Here is a 15,684-nt window from a genome sequence, read left to right on the forward strand (position 1 = left end):
AGCGAAAATGGTCATTCGCATCGCGCTCGCCAGAAAGCTCCTCGTCATTCTCAACGCAAAAGCACGAGATGCGCGAAAGGAATTCCAATATGCAACTTGACACATCAGATAGTCGCTCATTCCTGTACCCCCCGTCCCACATTGCTGTAGCCTCCCCGCCCCTCATTCCTGTGCTCGTCACAGGAATCCAGCCACCGCGCGTCTGCGCGGTGAATGACTCTCCCACGAGAGGAAGCCAAAAAGTCTTTCCTGCTCAAGGACTTGAGCAGGCTGGATTCCTGTGACAGGCACAGGAATGAGGGAGGTTGGAGGGGCGCTCGTGTGTATCCGGCGCCCTTGGTGGAAGCGGTGAAACAGACGGGCAACCACGCACGCCAGGCCCAGCCAGGGCAATCACCGATCGATCGTCGCCATGATCCAATCGGCATAGCGGTTGCCCGAAATCGTCCCCGTCACCAGCGCCTCGTCCAGCCGCCGCATCTCCCCGTCATCCAGCCGGACGGAAGCAGCCACGATATTCTCCTCCAGATAGGTCCGCCGCTTGGTACCGGGGATCGGCACGATATCCTCGCCCTTGTGCAGCAGCCAGGCGAGCGCCACCTGCCCCGGCTTCACGCCTTTCTCCGCAGCCATATCGAAGACGATCCGCGCCGCCCGCTTGTTGGCGTCGTAATTCGCCCCCTGATAACGCGGATCGATGCGCCGCGTATCGCCCTCCGGATAGTCTTCCGCACGCTTCACATCGCCGGCAAGAAATCCGCGCCCCAGCGGGCAGAAGGGCACGAGGCCCACCCCCATCTCGCGCATGACCGGAATGATCTCGGGCTCCAGATTGCGTTCCCACAGCGAATATTCGCTCTGCACCGCCGTCACCGGATGCACCGCATGGGCGCGGCGCAGATTGGAGATGCCGATCTCCGAGAGGCCGAAGAAGCGCACCTTGCCCGCCTTGACGAGATCGCCAACCGTGCCGGCGACGTCCTCGATCGGCACGCTCCTGTCCAGCCGGTGCTGGTACAGGAGATCGATATGGTCGGTCTGCAGCCGCCTCAGGCAGCCTTCGACCACGCGGACGATAGTCTCCGGCCGGCTGTCGGCGCCGACGATCCTGTCGCCGTCGAAGCGCGAGCCGAACTTAGTGGCGATGACGACCTTGTCGCGCCGGTCCCTGAAGGCCTTGCCGAGCAGCGCCTCGTTCCTGAACGGCCCGTAATTTTCCGCCGTGTCGAAGAAATCGCAGCCGAGTTCGACGGCCCGGTGCAGCGTCGCGATCGATTCGGCCTCGTCGGCCGGCCCGTAGGACTGGCTCATGCCCATGCAGCCGAGGCCGATCGCCCCGACCTCCAGCCCCTGGCTGCCAAGTTTGCGTCTCTTCAATGTCATTCCGCTTCTCTCTGAACGTAACCGCCGGTCTGGCGGCAGGGGCAAACGTAAGGCGCCAATCCGGATTATGAATGCTTGAGAGTGCGGATGAGTTGCGCGATAGTACGAGAATGAGCGCCGATCCCTTTTCCGACATCCTGAAATTCACAAAGGCCGAAACGCTCCTGACCGGCGGCTTCACGGCGGGAGGCGATTGGGCGATCCGCTTTCCCGTGCCGAAGACGATCAAGTTCTTCGCCGTGGTGAAAGGCAGCTGCTGGGCCGCCATCGACGGCGAGCCGGGGCCGGTGAGGTTCGAAACCGGAGATATCGGGCTGCTGGCGGCGCGGCGCGCCTTTGTCCTGTCGAGCGCGCCCGACCTTGCCGCCGTCGATGCGATGAGCATCTTTTCCGGCGCCGGCCGCTCGACGGCGCAGCTCGGCGACGGTGCCGATTTCGCCCATATCGGCGGCCATGTGCTGCTCGATCCGGTCAGCGGCCGCCTGCTGGCGGATGTCCTGCCGCCGTGGATCCACATTCGGGCCGCCTCGCAACAGGCCGGCAATTTCCGCTGGCTTCTCGATCAGCTGGTGCTTGAGCAGGCGAGCGGCGAGCCGGGCGCGCAGCTCGCCTGCGCGCAGCTGGCCCAGCTTCTCTTCATCCAGGTGCTGCGCGCGCATCTGAAGACGAACGGCCTCATGCCCGCCACCTGGCTGCGGGCGCTCTGCGACCCCAGGCTTTCGCCGGCACTGCGGCTGATGCATGGCGATCCCGCGCGCTCCTGGCATCTGGAGGAGCTTGCCGGCGCCTGCGCCATGTCGCGCACCACCTTCGCCTTCCACTTCCGCACCGTATCCGGCGTGGCGCCGCTGACCTATCTTTCGCAATGGCGCATGCGCCTTGCCGAACGGGCGCTGACGCAGGAGACGACGCCCGTCGCCGTGATCGCCCGATCGCTCGGCTACAGTTCGGAGAGCGCTTTCAGCAACGCGTTCAAGCGCATGACCGGCGCCTCGCCCAAGGCCTGCCGCGATGCCGCCAGGGCAGCCGTTGCGCCCCACGATCTTGCCGCGCTCGAAATGCAGGCCTGAAGGCCGCATCCGCCTTGCAGCATCCGCCATCCCGCCCTAGTCTTCCCGCATCCCCCGCCAAAGAGGTCCATCCGCCAATGTCCACCACGATCGCATTGTTCGGCGCCGGCGCCATGGGCAGCGCCGTCGGCCGCCGCCTCGTCGAGTCAGGAGCCAGGGTCGTCACCTTTCTCGAAGGGCGCAGCAGCGCCACGCTGGAGCGCGCCCGCGCCGCCGGGCTTGAAGCCGTCCCGCTCCCGGCCTTCGGCGGGGCCGATATCGTCCTTTCGATCGTACCGCCGGCCGAGGCGCTGGCCGTGGCCGAACGCGTCGCCCCGGTGCTGCGCGCCGGCAGAGGCAAGCCGGCATTTATCGATCTCAACGCCGTCAGCCCGAAAACCATGGAAAGGCTCGCCGCCGGCCTTGCGACGACAGGCGCCAAGGTGCTCGACGGCTCGATCATCGGCGGCCCGCCGGTTCCGGGCAAGGCCGGCCCGGTCGTCTGCCTCAGCGGCGATCTGGCCGGCGAGCCGGAGCTGCTCTCCCGCTTCGGCCTGAAGGTCCGCCCGGTCAAAGGCCCTGTCGGCGCCGCCTCGGCGCTGAAAATGTGTTACGCCGGCATCAACAAGGGCATCGTCGGCCTCTCCTCCGCCATGCTGCTGGCCGCCGCCCGCAACGATGCCAGCGAGGCCCTGAAGGTGGAACTGGCCGAAAGCCAGGCCGAACTCTTAAAGCGGCTCGGCCATTCCATTCCCGACATGTTTCCCAAGGCCTATCGCTGGGTGGCGGAAATGGAGGAGATCGCCGAATTCCTCGGCGCGGACGATCCGGCCGCCCTGATCTTCAAGGGCATGGCCGGCCTCTTCCAGACGATCGCCGACGACCGCAACGGCAGCCGGGAATTGATCGCCACGCTGGAGCGGATGCTGGAAGACGGGCACTGAGCCCGTCAGAGGCCGCGCAGGAAATCGACGATCGCGGCGCTGACGATATCCGGCCGCTCCTGCGCCAGCCAGTGGCCCGCGCCGGGCACGAAGCGTATTGCCCTGAGATCGCTCACAAGCCCCGGCATGGCATCGATGATCTCCCGCATTCCGGGCATGGCAAGGCCGGTATCGCGTTCGCCGGCCATGAAGAGCGCGGGAATGGCGACCTTCAGCCCTGCAAGCGCCTTCTGCAGTTCCCAGTTCCGGTCGAGGTTGCGATAGTAGTTCAGCCCGCCGCCGAAGCCGGATGCCCTGAAGGCTTCGACGAAGACATCGAGATCGGCCTGGGGCAGCCAGCCCGCAAGCGTCCCGCCCTCCGGCAGGCCGGCAAGCAGGCCGGATGCGCGCGACACCATGGCGAACGGGTTCGGCGTTCCGTCTCCCGGCAGGCGCGGTCCCGCCTCGCCGCTTGCGGCGTGATAGATCCTGCGCAGCGTGACCTCCGCATCGCGCTCGAATTCGGCTTCCGCCACGCCCGGCTGCTGGAAATAAAGCAGATAGAAAAGCTGGTCCGGGGTCGCCGGAAAGATGGTGGTCGGCGGCACCGGCGGCTGGCCCATCATCGGCACGCCCAGGGCGACGACGCCGCCGAACCTGTCCGGACGCATCAGCGCCGCCTGCCAGGCAACCGTCGCGCCCCAGTCGCTGCCGGCGATAACGGCCTTTTCCGCACCGAGCGCATCGATAAGCGCCACCATGTCGGCCACGAGATCGAAAAGCGTATAGGCGCCGGCCGCCTCGGGGCTTTCCGTGCCGCCGTAACCGCGCATATCGGGCGCCACGGCATGAAAGCCGGCAGCCGCCAGCGCCCGAACCTGATGGCGCCAGGCATGCGAGGTTTCGGGAAATCCGTGGCAGAGCAGCACCAGCGGCCCCTCGCCGGCCTCGAGGATGCGCATCCTCAGCGTTGCGGTTTCGATGGTGCGGTGCTGCATCCTGGCCTCCTGAAACGATGCGGGCGGCCGGAAGAACCGGCGGCCGCGAAATGGAATCTTTAATTCCGTATCTTTTTGCGTTACAGAAACTTGCACCACAGCAGGCGGAAGTCAATACACCGTAACATCATTTGTTACGCTTTATCGGGAGGCACGGATGCGGCAAGACGGAAGACTGGCGCGGATGATCCATGTCCTCGTCCATATGGGCCTGCTCGGCGGCCGGGAGACATCGGAGCGCATCGCCCAGATGCTCAACACCAATCCCGTCGTCGTGCGCCGCACCATGGCTTCGCTGCGCCAGCACGGCATCGTCGAATCCGAGGGCGGGCGCGGCGGCGGCTGGTCGCTGACGAAGCCGCTCGAAGACATCACCATTCTCGACGTGCAGCGCGCCCTGCAGGGCGAAACGCTGCTCGACGCGCCGCTCTCCAACGATCACCCGTCCTGCCCGGTGGAGCGCGCCGCCAATGCGAGCCTGCAACTGGCCTTTCAAACCGCGGAACAGACCCTGGAGCGGGAATTTGCCAGGGTGACGCTCGCCGATATCGGCAAGGCCGCCATGGTCAGGGCGTGACGAGATCGGTGTGGCCGAATCCCCTGGAATAATCGAGCACCGAAATCAGTTTCGGCACGACGCGGAAGATGCTGATCTGGTCGCGCGTCGGCATGGAGACCGCAAGGTCCCGCTGCGCCGGGTATTTTGCCGGCATCATGCGCAGCACCCGGTCGGCCTCGTCGGGATCTTCCACTTTCCGCGCAAAGGCCGCCATCGACAGGCCGGTGATCTGCATCAGCTGATCGGCATCCGGGTTGATCGTCAGCGACACCCTGTTGTCGCGCGCGATATTTGCGGCCTTCTGGCTGTCGGGGCTGCAGAGAAAGTAGAGCGTCAGCCCGTCATTGACGTAGCCGACCGTCGTCGCCTGCGGCCAGCCGTCCGGCCGCAGCGTCGCCACGCTCATGAGCCGCTGCCCGTCCAGTATCGCCAGAATCCTCGTCCTGATCGCCTCGTCCATATACGCCCCCATTGCGTTTGACGACGAGGCCAGACTGCCGCCGCAACCGGGCGGCGGCATTGACGCATATCAACGCAAAGGCGGCCTCGCGGACGGCATTAGCCTGCGGCAGCCGGCCGGGCGCGCCACCATTTCAGCACACGCAGCGCCCGCAGCGTCACCCAGCGGGAGGGTTCGCCCTCGCCGTCGTCCATGACGAACCAGCTGCGGCCCGACAGGCGCCAGTCGAGCGGCCAGCGTCCGTCCTCCCGCTGCCGCGAGCAGAGGTATTCGATTGCCTCTCCAAGCCGCGGATCGGGTTCCGCGCCCGTCAGCATCGCCGAAGCGCGGAAATAGTCGAGCCCGCGCAGCACGTCGAAGCGCCAGCGGTTCGGATGCAGGAACTGCAGGAATTTTTCGTCGACCGGGGCGCCGGTACTCAGCCGCCGCATCAGGTGCCGCGCCAGCAGGTAATCCTCGCCGGAGCGCCGCGCCGCGCGCGATTGCGCCGTGCCGCCGGTCGCCCTCTCGTATTCCAGCAGCCCCTCCAGCACGTTGATCGTCGTATGGAAGGAGGAGCGCAGCGAGCCGTTCGCCCGCTCGCAGTTCCAGCCGCCGTCGGCCTGGCGCTCGCCGAGCAACCGTTCCACGATGGGCGAGACGTCGACGCCGAAATAGGCGCCGTCGGCGACCGTGCGGCCGTTGATGCATTCCTCGACCTCGCCTTGCCAGAAGGGCTGGCCGCCCTCGTCCCAGCGGCAATTGGCGCCGATGAGCGCGACGGTCCGCCTTGCCCGTTGCGAGCGCGGATCGAGGCCGAATTCGCGCAGCTGCGTCAGCGAGAAATTCGTCGCCGTCCAGGGCTGGCCGCTCGCCTGCCACTCCTCGCGCGTGAAGCCGGCGGGCAGGAAAGAACCGCCCGCCCACTGCCCGTCCGCATCCTGGAAGGAGAGCAGCCGCGCGCCCCATCCTTCCGTCTCGACCTTCTGCCGCTCGGCGGCCCAGACCGGCTCCGGCGCGTCGAGGAGATCGCGCAGCACCTGCCAGCGGATGGCGGGATCGGAGGCGAGCAGCCATTCGATCACGGATGTCTCTAACGGCATCGGCAAGTCTCCCTGTCGCTTGCAGGCCCGGTCGTTGCCGCCGAACGGCGCCTGTGCGATTGTCCGGCACCGTTTTCAGGCGGGCCGCGCTCCATCCATGACCAAAGCCAAAAAGCCCCCGAGATTGCGGCCGGCCGTGCTTGCGGCGCTCACGCTGCCGCTTGCCGCCTGCATGCCTGGCGAGGCCGCTTCCTTATACACGAAGGCCCTGCCCGAAGCACTCCAAACGACGGGCCATGTCCGATGGGGCAGCGACGGAAACTGGTTCGACATGTTTCTGCCGCTTCGCCCCGAAACCTGCGGCGCCGGCGGATTTTCCGATGACGCGGCTCTCACGCCGGCCAGGCCATGCCGGCGACCGCGCAGCCCACGAGCACGGGAATGACCGCCAGCCTGAAGCGGAAGATCGCGATCGCGGCCGCAAGGCTGAGCAGCAGCGACGGAAGCGACAGCGAGGTCCAGACGGGCAGCTCGATCGACAAGGGGCCGATCCTTCGAACCTCGGCGCTGCGGAACAGGAAGTGCAGGCCGAACCAGATCGCAAGGTTGAGGATGACGCCGACCACCGCCGCCGTGATGGCCGACATTGCGCCCGCCAGCGCCGCATTGCCGCGCAGTCTCTCGATGAAGGGCGCGCCGAGGAAGATCCAGAGGAAACACGGAACGAACGTCACCCAGGTCGTCAGCACGGCCGCGCATGTCGCCGCCGTCAGCGGGTTCAGGCTGCCGGGATCGCGATAGGCGCCCATGAAACCGACGAACTGCAGAACCATGATCAGCGGGCCGGGCGTCGTTTCCGCCATGCCCAGACCGTCGAGCATCTCGGTGGGTTTCAGCCATCCGAAATGCTGGACGGCCTCCTGCGCGACATAGGCGAGCACCGCATAGGCGCCGCCGAACGTCACCAGAGCCATCTTGCTGAAGAATACGCCGATCTGCGTGAAGATATCTCCGGGGCCGAGGAAGAGATAAAGCAGCAGCAGCGGCAGCAGCCAGAGCGCCACGAGAACCGCCGATATCCGCAGCGACCAGCCAAGGTTCGGCCGCGCATGCGGCGGTATCTCTTCGCCGAGCAGCGCCTCGGCGTCGGCCAGGATCGCGCCGCCGCCCGCCTTGTGCCCGCCACCGCCCTGAAACAGGCGCGAGCCCGACATCGACCCGACGAACCCGATGACGGCGGCGGCCAGGATGATGACGGGAAAAGGCACGTGCAGGACGAAGATCGCGAGGAAAGCGGCCGCAGCGATTGCAATCATCGCCCTGTTCCTCAATGCGCGGCCGCCGACCCTGACGACCGCCTGGACGACGACGGCAAGGACGGCCGCCTTCAGCCCGAAGAACAGCCCCTCGACGGCGGCGACGCTGCCGAGGCTCACGTAGAGGTAGCTGAGCGCCAGGATGGACAGAAAGCCCGGAAGCACGAACAGGATGCCGGCCACCAGGCCGCCGGCGGTCCGGTGCATCAGCCAGCCGATATAGATGGCAAGCTGCTGCGCCTCCGGTCCCGGAAGCAGCATGCAATAGTTCAGCGCGTGCAGGAAACGCTGCTCGCCGATCCACTTCCTCTCGTCGACGACGATGCGGTGCATGACGGCGATCTGCCCGGCCGGGCCGCCGAAACTGAGGGCCGCGACCCGCAGCCAGACGCGAAAGGCCTCGCCGAAGGTGACGCCATGCGGGTTCGGCGACGCGCCGGCGGCGGGCGTCGCGGGGCTGACGGCGCTGGTCATGTCAGCCTCCCTTTTTCGGCGAGGGCCAGTTGTGCGTCTCGTCCGTGGCGTCGCGGCACCAGCGATAGAAGGCATCGTAAAGCAGCATGCCGGCATCGAGCTGCCTGAGATCGTCGACGAACATGCGCGACAGGCCGAGCGAGGCGGCAAGCAGGCCCGCCACCTCGGGCGCAAGCTCCGGGCGGGCGGTATCGGCGCCGCGGACGATCGTCGCAAGCCTCGACAGCGGCTCCGAAGCCAGACCGAATTCCTCGACCATCACGTCGAAGGTGCAGAACTCGCCACGATGGCTCCAGAACACGTCCTCGACATCGAACGGCACGGCGCCGAAGCGGTCGGCAACCGGGGAGACGTCCGATGTCGGCACGAAGAGAAAGACGGCCTGGGGATCGACGAAGCGCCGGATGAGCCAGGGGCAGGCAATGCGGTCGATCTTCGGGCGCGCCCGCGTGACCCAGACCGTCCGCCCCTGCCCGTCGCGTGGCGGCAGCCTGCCGGCGGGCACGGCCGCGCCGCCGGCGCCTGTCCATGCCTCGAAGCCGCCTTCCAGCACTTCCGCTGCCGTTCCGGCATGGCGAATATGGGCGGCGACCCCGTGGCTAAGCTTTCCGCCCGCCTGGCAGACGACCACCACCGGGCCGGCAAAACCGCCGGCCCATTCCGTTACATCGCTGTGGGATTTGCGGATCGAGCCCGGCACCAGCCGCGGATCGCGGGCGAAATCCTCTTCGCTGCGCACATCGACGATGACGGGCGCATTGGGGGTGCCGACCATGCGGGCAAGCTTGTCTGACGATATTTCGAGAAATGACGGCATGACGCGTCCCTCCGTTGTTCGGTTTCATGGACGCGATTCTTCGGCATGTCGCCTCGTGGGGTGATCGCAACCCCATAGCGTTTTTATGCGCGCCGCCGTTTTTCGTGTCAAGCGGCCGCCGGCGGGCGCATGTCTGTCGCAACCTCCCGTCAGTTCCGCCCGCCATTTGCGCGGATCACCTGCCCGTTGACCCAGCCGCTTTCGCCGCTCGCCAGAAACGAGACGATCCGGGCGATATCCTCCGGCTGGCCGAGGCGGCCGAGCGGGATTTCGCCGGTCAGGCGCTCGATCACCTCCGGCGGGCGGCCGGCGAGCAGCAGTTCGGTCGCGACCGGGCCGGGAGCGACCGCATTGACGGTGATGCCGCGCGGGCCGAGTTCCTTGGCGAGGATATGGGTCATCGCCTCCACCGCCGCCTTCGTGGCCGTATAGACGGCGTTGCCCGGCGAATAATGGCCGATGATGCTGGTCGACAGGTTGACGATGCGCCCGCCTTCGGCCATGCGCCTTGCGCCCTCGCGCATGCCGTTGAACGTGCCGGTCAGGTTCACGGCGACCAGCCGCTGGTAGTCCTCGTCGCGGACCTCGGCGAGCGGCCCGAAAGCGGTGACGCCGGCATTGTTGACGAGCACGTCCACCATGCCGAACTCCGCCTCGCTGCGCGCGAAAAGGTCCGCGACCGCCCCGGCATCCGACACGTCGGCGCGGAGGGCGAGCGCATGGCCGCCTTCGGCGGCGATGGCGGCCACCACCGCGCCCGCGGCAGCGGCATCCGCGGCATAGTTGACGATTGTCCGGAAGCCGTCGGCCGCAAGCCGCCTGGCAATGGCTGCGCCGATGCCCCTGGAGGCGCCGGTCACGATGGCGGTCTTCATGTCCCTGGTCATGTCGTTTTTCCCTTCCGTTCCGGCAGAAGCGGTCGCAGGCGCAGCAAGGTGCATCCGCGTCACCGACCGGTGACGCGCCGCAAGAACCGGCTTGCCGTGCTGCCCGACCGCTTGTGCGCTCGATCTGACGGCGATAATGTGAGCGATAACTCGCTTTCCCGCCACTCGCATTCCAGGCCCATGCCCGACAGCCCCTACAAGAGCCGCTCAACGCCCAGAAAAGCGCCGCGACAGGCCCGTTCGCTCGCAACCGTCTCGGCCATCGTCGAGGCTGCGGCTCGCATTCTGGAAGAGCGCGGTCACGAGGGCTTTTCCACCAATGCGGTGGCGGAAAGCGCCGGCGTCAGCGTCGGCTCGCTCTACCAGTATTTCCCGCGCAAGGACGCGCTGATCGGCGCCCTGATCCAGCGGCAGGCCGTGTCACTTATCGGTGACGCGGAAAAGGCCGCCGAGCAGCCGACCGGGCAAGCCGCGCTTTCGGCCCTGATCGCGCCCTGCGTCCACCACCAGCTGGAGCGCCCTGCCCTTGCCCGCCTGCTGGATTACGAGGAGGCGCGCCTGCCGCTCGACCCCGAGACAGAGCGGGTCAAGCAGCGCTTCTTCGAACTCACCCGCGCCACGCTCCTTCGCCCCGACCTGCCGCCGCAGCCCGATACCGATCTTGCCGCGCATGACGTGGTGGCGATCGTCAAGGGCATGATCGATGCCGCCGGCGAGCATGGCGAGGAGGACAGACAGGGCCTGACGGAGCGCGTCCGCCGCGCCGTCATCGGCTATCTCGCCACCGCCCCGGATGCCGGCTAATCCAAGCAAACCCGCGGTCAGGGAGTGCCGCCGAGGGTCTTCATGGGCAGGATCGACGCGGCGGTCCATCTACGGTCCTCACACCCATCATCGCCTGCACCTACCGGATCGGCGTGGTCCTCTGCTCGATCGGCATCATCATCTGGGCCGCTTCGCTGGGTAAAAGTCAGGCAGGAATCGCCCTGGCCCTGGGCGGTGTGTTGCTATTTGTCATGCCGCGAGCGCGCTGCGCGCGCCAACTGGACGTGACGGGAAATCCTCAGGATTCCTGCTCATCCACGTCGTCGCCTTCGCGGAACAGGGCATCATAGTCCCGGCCGCCGTAAAACACGTTGACGATCTCGACGGCGTCGGTGACGTGATAGGCAATCACAGCGGAGCGCTCAAACGGCACGGTTCGCAAGCCGGGCGAAAGATCGTCCCGAGGACGGCCGCCATTCGGCGCATCGCCGATCTTGCGACACTTCGCCATGATGCGCTTCACAAAGCGGTTGGCCGTGACATGGCTTTGACTCATGTCGGCAATGAGGATGTAGATCTGGCGAAGGTCGTTAAGCGCCTCGGGCCGGTAGATGACCCTAGCGCGCCGCATTGCGGGATGCTTTTTCCTGACCTTTCATGAAACGGTCCATTTCCGCGTCCGCCTCGTCTGCCGACAAGCTTGGGCGTGGATCATCCAAAGAACGTCGAATGCGCGCGCGCATGGCATTAAGCCGCTCGGCGTCTTCAAGGCGCTGACGCTGCCAGACGCGCACCGCATCGCGCATCGCTTCGCTTGTCGTCGCGAATTCCCCAGCCTCGACCGTATCGCGAATACTCTGCAACATATCGGCGGTCAGGGTAATGGTCACCTTTTCGGCATTTCGCATGGTCGTAAACTTTCCTTGGTTGCTTATAAAGTATGATAAAATCATACCTGGCACCAGCAAAAAATCATCGTCGTTGACAAGGCGAACCATGCACCTTTCTGAAAAAAGGCCGCCAGATCCGCTCTAAACGAGCCGGTGATATTTATCACGATGGAAGCATAATCCGACATTTTGCGCCGTCATCGGCTATCTCGCCACCGCCCCGGACGCCGGGTAATCCAGAGCAAAGCCGCGGTCCGGGAGTGCAGCCGCGGGTCTTCATGGGCAGGATGGACGCGGCGGCCCATGTTTCCGGTGCGGGCAAGACGGCAAGCTCCCCCTTGCCGCGAATCGCGCCGCCCGCTACCTCTTCGGGCAAGGCTTGACCCGAGCCTCCTCCCTCCATCCGGGAAGCATCGTCCATGCGGGGTCGTCCACCATCGAACCATCCGTTCGAGCATCGCATAAGGAGGGGTTGCGTTTCCGGCTCGTTATGGAGGTTTGAATGAAACTGTCCGCACCCATCCATCAGCTGAAGCGCAAGGCGAAACTGCTTGCGCGCACGGATACGATCCCGCTTCACCAGGCGCTCGACCGCATCGCCCGGCAGGAAGGCTTTACCGGCTGGAGCCTGCTTGCCGCCCGGCATGAGGCGTCCGCGCCGTCCATGCTGTCGCAGCTTGTCGAAGGCGATCTCGTCCTGATCGCCGCCCGTCCCGGCCACGGCAAGACGCTGCTTGGCCTGCAGCTTCTCGTCGATGCCGCAAGAGAGGGCCGCAAGGCCACGTTCTTCACACTCGAATATACGCAGGAGCAGAGCCTGAAGCGCATCCATGCCCTGCCCGACGGCGAGGTTTTCGGCGACAGGATCGAGATCGTCACCTCGGACGATATCAGCGCCGATTATATCATCCGCCATCTTCGGGGCGCGCGGCGCGGCGCCGTCGGCGTCGTCGACTACCTGCAGATCCTCGACCAGCAGCGCAGCAAGCCGCCGCTCTCCGAACAGGTGCAGGCCCTCAAGAGCTTTGCCCGCAACAGCGGCACGGTGCTGGCCTTCATCTCGCAGATCGACCGCGCCTTTGAGGCCGAAGGCAAGGCCCTGCCGGACCTTGGCGATGTCAGGCTGCCCAACCGGCTGGACCTCTGGCTGTTCGACAAGGCCTGCTTCCTGCATAATCGCGACGTCCAGCTGCAGCACATAGGCTAGATCGGAGGTCGGGGGCCGGCTTCGTAAGCCGCCGGCCCTCAGCCCCGCGCTGCCGGCTGCGGCTGCACCGAGAACGCGTCCGCAGCCAAGCCCTGGCGCATGCGTCTGGTCGCAAACTCCACGAAGGCCCGGAGCTTCGGCAGCGACTGGCTGCGGCTCGGGTAATAGAGGCAGAGGCCCGGCACGTCGCGGGCGTAATCCTCCAGTACCGGCACGAGATTTCCCTGTTCGATATGGTGGCGGATGACCGAGCCGACCGTATGCAGGAAGCCGACGCCGCGAAGGGCCGCGCGGATCGAAGCCTCGTAATCGTTGAGGATCAGCGGGCCGTCGACGGCGACCTTCAGGCTCTCCCCGCCCTCGACGAATTCCCAGGTGCGCGACACCTGCCCGCCCCGCCGGGTCAGAAGCGCAGGCAGCCCCTGCAGCGCGCGCGGATGGGTGGGGCGCGGATATTTGCCAAGCAGGGCCGGTGCGCCGACCGTGACGATCTTGTCCGGCGGCGTCAGCCAGGTCGAGATCATGTCGAGCTCGATCGTGTGGCCGAGCCGGATGCCGGCATCGAAGCCCTGCTCGACGATATTGGTGAACTCGTCGTCGCCGGAAAGTTCGAGCGTGATATTGGGATAGGCCTCGTGAAATTCCGGCAGCAGGCTGTTGATCAGCAGCGAGACCGCCGGGCGCGGCGCGTTGATGCGCAGGTTGCCGCCCGGCTGCTCGCCGAGATCGCGGGCGGCGTTGAGGCCCGCCTGAAACATCGAGGCGGCAGGCCTGGCATGGGCAAGCAGCTTCTGGCCGGCTTCCGTCAGCCGCACGCTGCGCGTCGTGCGCGCAAAGAGTGCCGCCCCCACCCGCCGCTCCAGGCTCTGGATGCCCTGGCTGATCGCCGATGGCGTCAGGCCCAGTTGCCGCGCGGCGGCGCGAAAGCCGTTCTGCTCGGCCACCGCCAGGAAGATTGCAAGGCCGTCCAGTTCCGCTCGGTCCATTGTATAGCCTCGCTTTACAGCGTGATCATAGTGGGGCGCATTATCAAACAATAGGCGGCGTGCCATATCTTGGCAAGAAGGGCTGCCGGGCAAGGCCTGCGCCCCTTCGCCATATCGACCAGCAATCCCCGGCGCGGCGTCCTCTCGGCTTCATAGGCGCGTGCCGCCCCATGTCCAAACGAAAGAGAAACCCATGAAAATCTATGACAGGCCGGGCTTTCCCAACCCCATGCGCATCCGCATCGTGCTGGCGCAGAAGGGCCTCGATTCCCAGGTCGAATTCGTGCCCGTCGATCTGATCGCCGCCGAGCACAAGCAGCCCGCCTTCCTCGCCAAAAACCCTTCCGGCGTCCTGCCGGTGCTCGAACTCGACGACGGCACGCTGATTTCCGAAAGCACGGCCATTACCGAATATCTCGACAATCTCGACGGCCGGCCGGAGCTGACGGGCCGCACGCCGAAGGAAAAGGCGCTCATCCACATGATGCAGCGCCGCGCCGAAGCCTATGTGCTCGATCCGGTCGGCATCTACTTCCACCATGCCACCCCCGGCCTCGGCGCCGCCCTGCAGGCCTTCAAGAGCCCGCAATGGCAGGGCCGCACCGAGATGGGCGAGCGCGAGGGCGAGAAGGCAAGGCAGGGCCTGCTCTATTTCGACGGCATCCTCTCAAGCCAGCCCTTCCTGGCCGGCGAGGCCTATTCGATGGCCGACATCACCCTGCTTGCCGGCCTCGCCTTTGCCGAAGTCGCCGGCCTCGTACCGCCCGGTCTCGATGCGGTGACACAATGGCAGGCGCGCATGGCAGCACTTCCCGCCGTCAGGAACCGCAGCGGCCAGAACTTCCTGCCCGAAGACCTCAGGCGCATGGGCTTCTGAGCGGGAACCTCGGCACAGGGTTGCAAAAATGACGCAGGGCCGCGGCGGATTACCCGCGCTGCGGCCCGCCACTCCCATTGGCGCCCCTCATCTGTTATGCATCGAGGCGAAGAGCATGGGCGTATCGAGGTAGACTTTGCCTAAGTAATCACCGGTCTCAATCCAGTTTCACCCGTGGCCCGGCGGCGGCAGCCGTTCGGCCTATGATTGCGTCCATCGGGTGGTGGCAAGAGACCGGTTTGGCATTGTTCCGATCGCCAGTAGCAGCCCCGCTGTCTCTGCTCTTCAACCACCCGCAAGCATCGCCACGCCGCGCCCTCATGGGTTTTCTCTCGCGCCATCTTGGTGGACTTCCGAACGGAAGACCAAGATACTATGTGCGAAACACTACGGGTCCGATGGACCGTTACCCCGAAAACCGCACCGCAGCCGTGGATTGCCTGTGGCGGATGCGGCGGGTTGAGAGCCTTCCAGTCCAGCGGCAAGGTCAGGCTCAATGCCAACGGCCGCAGGCTGGATGCCTGGCTGATCTATAAATGCCTGACCTGCGACAGGACCTGGAACCGTCCCATCTTCGAGCGGCGGAATGTCCGCGATGTCGATCCGGCCACATTGGCGGCGCTGCACAGCAACGATGCGGCGTGGATCCGGGCCGAAAGCTTCAACCTCGAAGCCCTCAGGCGAAAGGCGCAGCGCATCGACGAATTCCCCGATGTCGATATCGTCCGGCAACTGTGCTCGGCCCCTGCCGGCTGGAGCAGGCTGGAAATCGAGCTGACAGTCCCGTTCGCCTGCGGCATCCGCCTCGACCGGCTGCTGGCATCCGGGCTGCAGCTCTCCCGCACCCGGCTGCAGGTGCTCCACGACGAGGGCCGGCTGCGGACCGGGCCGGATCGGGCCGACCTGCTGCGGCGGCGCATCAGGGCCGGCACCCGTGTGACGATCGACCTTGCGGCCGTGACCGACCGGGACACGCTCTGGAGACCCCTGGCAACCGGAAGTCCCAGCATGACCGATATGGTCTAGCGGACAGCGCGAAGGCCCGGAATGCGGGCCTTCGTCGCCAGAGCC

17 protein-coding genes are annotated in these 15,684 nt (G+C 66.0%); 7 read left to right on the top strand and 10 right to left on the bottom strand.

Annotation, left to right across the window (positions count from 1 at the left end; all coding sequences use genetic code 11):
• Positions 1-393: 393 nt before the first annotated feature.
• Positions 394-1,383: an aldo/keto reductase gene (locus ACFPWW_RS12970; protein WP_377311952.1), complete on the bottom strand. Its 990-nt coding sequence runs from the start codon at positions 1,381-1,383 to the stop codon at positions 394-396.
• 110 nt (positions 1,384-1,493) lie between these two features.
• On the opposite strand from ACFPWW_RS12970, the gene ACFPWW_RS12975 reads away from it, so the two are divergent.
• Together ACFPWW_RS12975 and ACFPWW_RS12980 are read left to right on the top strand one after the other, a co-directional pair.
• Positions 1,494-2,453 (top strand): AraC family transcriptional regulator, encoded by a 960-nt coding sequence (locus tag ACFPWW_RS12975; protein WP_377311953.1) that lies wholly within the window; start codon positions 1,494-1,496, stop codon positions 2,451-2,453.
• 77 nt (positions 2,454-2,530) lie between these two features.
• Positions 2,531-3,376 carry an NAD(P)-dependent oxidoreductase gene (locus ACFPWW_RS12980; RefSeq protein WP_377311954.1) on the top strand — a complete coding sequence of 282 codons (846 nt, stop codon included), beginning with the start codon at positions 2,531-2,533 and terminating at the stop codon, positions 3,374-3,376.
• Between the two features lie 5 nt (positions 3,377-3,381).
• Here the strand turns inward: ACFPWW_RS12980 and ACFPWW_RS12985 are convergent, their stop codons facing one another.
• Positions 3,382-4,353, bottom strand: coding sequence for an alpha/beta fold hydrolase (locus tag ACFPWW_RS12985; protein ID WP_377311956.1), 972 nt, complete (start codon positions 4,351-4,353; stop codon positions 3,382-3,384).
• Positions 4,354-4,510: 157 nt separating this feature from the next.
• On the opposite strand from ACFPWW_RS12985, the gene ACFPWW_RS12990 reads away from it, so the two are divergent.
• Positions 4,511-4,930 (top strand): Rrf2 family transcriptional regulator, encoded by a 420-nt coding sequence (locus tag ACFPWW_RS12990; protein ID WP_377311957.1) that lies wholly within the window; start codon positions 4,511-4,513, stop codon positions 4,928-4,930.
• On the opposite strand, the gene ACFPWW_RS12995 is transcribed toward ACFPWW_RS12990, so the two are convergent.
• From ACFPWW_RS12995 to ACFPWW_RS13015, 5 genes are all read right to left on the bottom strand, one after another.
• Complete coding sequence (locus ACFPWW_RS12995; RefSeq protein WP_377311959.1) at positions 4,920-5,372, bottom strand: pyridoxamine 5'-phosphate oxidase family protein; 453 nt, start codon at positions 5,370-5,372, stop codon at positions 4,920-4,922. The two genes, ACFPWW_RS12990 and ACFPWW_RS12995, sit on opposite strands and share 11 nt — an antisense overlap.
• Positions 5,373-5,470: 98 nt before the next feature.
• Positions 5,471-6,454 (bottom strand): squalene cyclase, encoded by a 984-nt coding sequence (locus ACFPWW_RS13000; RefSeq protein WP_377311960.1) that lies wholly within the window; start codon positions 6,452-6,454, stop codon positions 5,471-5,473.
• Positions 6,455-6,786: 332 nt separating this feature from the next.
• Positions 6,787-8,184, bottom strand: coding sequence for a chromate efflux transporter (gene chrA / locus ACFPWW_RS13005; protein ID WP_377311961.1), 1,398 nt, complete (start codon positions 8,182-8,184; stop codon positions 6,787-6,789).
• Position 8,185: 1 nt separating this feature from the next.
• Positions 8,186-9,001 (bottom strand): chromate resistance protein ChrB domain-containing protein, encoded by an 816-nt coding sequence (locus ACFPWW_RS13010; RefSeq protein ID WP_377311962.1) that lies wholly within the window; start codon positions 8,999-9,001, stop codon positions 8,186-8,188.
• Between the two features lie 149 nt (positions 9,002-9,150).
• Positions 9,151-9,888 (bottom strand): SDR family oxidoreductase, encoded by a 738-nt coding sequence (locus ACFPWW_RS13015; RefSeq protein ID WP_377311963.1) that lies wholly within the window; start codon positions 9,886-9,888, stop codon positions 9,151-9,153.
• 180 nt (positions 9,889-10,068) lie between these two features.
• On the opposite strand from ACFPWW_RS13015, the gene ACFPWW_RS13020 reads away from it, so the two are divergent.
• A complete protein-coding gene (locus tag ACFPWW_RS13020; protein WP_377311991.1) occupies positions 10,069-10,692 on the top strand; it encodes a TetR/AcrR family transcriptional regulator in 624 nt (207 codons plus the stop codon).
• Between the two features lie 259 nt (positions 10,693-10,951).
• On the opposite strand, the gene ACFPWW_RS13025 is transcribed toward ACFPWW_RS13020, so the two are convergent.
• The gene (locus tag ACFPWW_RS13025) at positions 10,952-11,284 is read right to left on the bottom strand and encodes a type II toxin-antitoxin system RelE/ParE family toxin (protein ID WP_377311964.1); all 333 of its coding nucleotides are present in this window, start codon (positions 11,282-11,284) and stop codon (positions 10,952-10,954) included.
• The gene (locus tag ACFPWW_RS13030; protein WP_112573063.1) at positions 11,271-11,561 is read right to left on the bottom strand and encodes a ribbon-helix-helix domain-containing protein; all 291 of its coding nucleotides are present in this window, start codon (positions 11,559-11,561) and stop codon (positions 11,271-11,273) included. The genes ACFPWW_RS13025 and ACFPWW_RS13030 overlap by 14 nt, the downstream gene beginning before the upstream one ends.
• A gap of 484 nt (positions 11,562-12,045) precedes the next feature.
• On the opposite strand from ACFPWW_RS13030, the gene ACFPWW_RS13035 reads away from it, so the two are divergent.
• Positions 12,046-12,750, top strand: a complete 705-nt coding sequence (locus tag ACFPWW_RS13035; protein ID WP_377311965.1) for a DNA helicase — start codon at positions 12,046-12,048, stop codon at positions 12,748-12,750.
• A gap of 38 nt (positions 12,751-12,788) precedes the next feature.
• Here the strand turns inward: ACFPWW_RS13035 and ACFPWW_RS13040 are convergent, their stop codons facing one another.
• Entirely contained in the window at positions 12,789-13,736 is a 948-nt protein-coding gene (locus ACFPWW_RS13040; protein ID WP_377311966.1) for a LysR family transcriptional regulator, read from the bottom strand.
• A gap of 193 nt (positions 13,737-13,929) precedes the next feature.
• Between ACFPWW_RS13040 and ACFPWW_RS13045 the strand changes: the two genes are divergently transcribed.
• Both ACFPWW_RS13045 and ACFPWW_RS13050 read left to right on the top strand, forming a co-directional pair.
• On the top strand, positions 13,930-14,613 hold the full coding sequence (locus ACFPWW_RS13045; protein WP_377311968.1) for a glutathione S-transferase family protein: 684 nt from the start codon (positions 13,930-13,932) through the stop codon (positions 14,611-14,613).
• Positions 14,614-14,988: 375 nt separating this feature from the next.
• Positions 14,989-15,639 (top strand): DUF1062 domain-containing protein, encoded by a 651-nt coding sequence (locus tag ACFPWW_RS13050; protein ID WP_377311970.1) that lies wholly within the window; start codon positions 14,989-14,991, stop codon positions 15,637-15,639.
• Positions 15,640-15,684: the final 45 nt, after the last annotated feature.

Origin of the sequence: Rhizobium sp. GCM10022189 (assembly GCF_042656325.1) — a bacterium.
Taxonomy (GTDB): domain Bacteria; phylum Pseudomonadota; class Alphaproteobacteria; order Rhizobiales; family Rhizobiaceae; genus Rhizobium.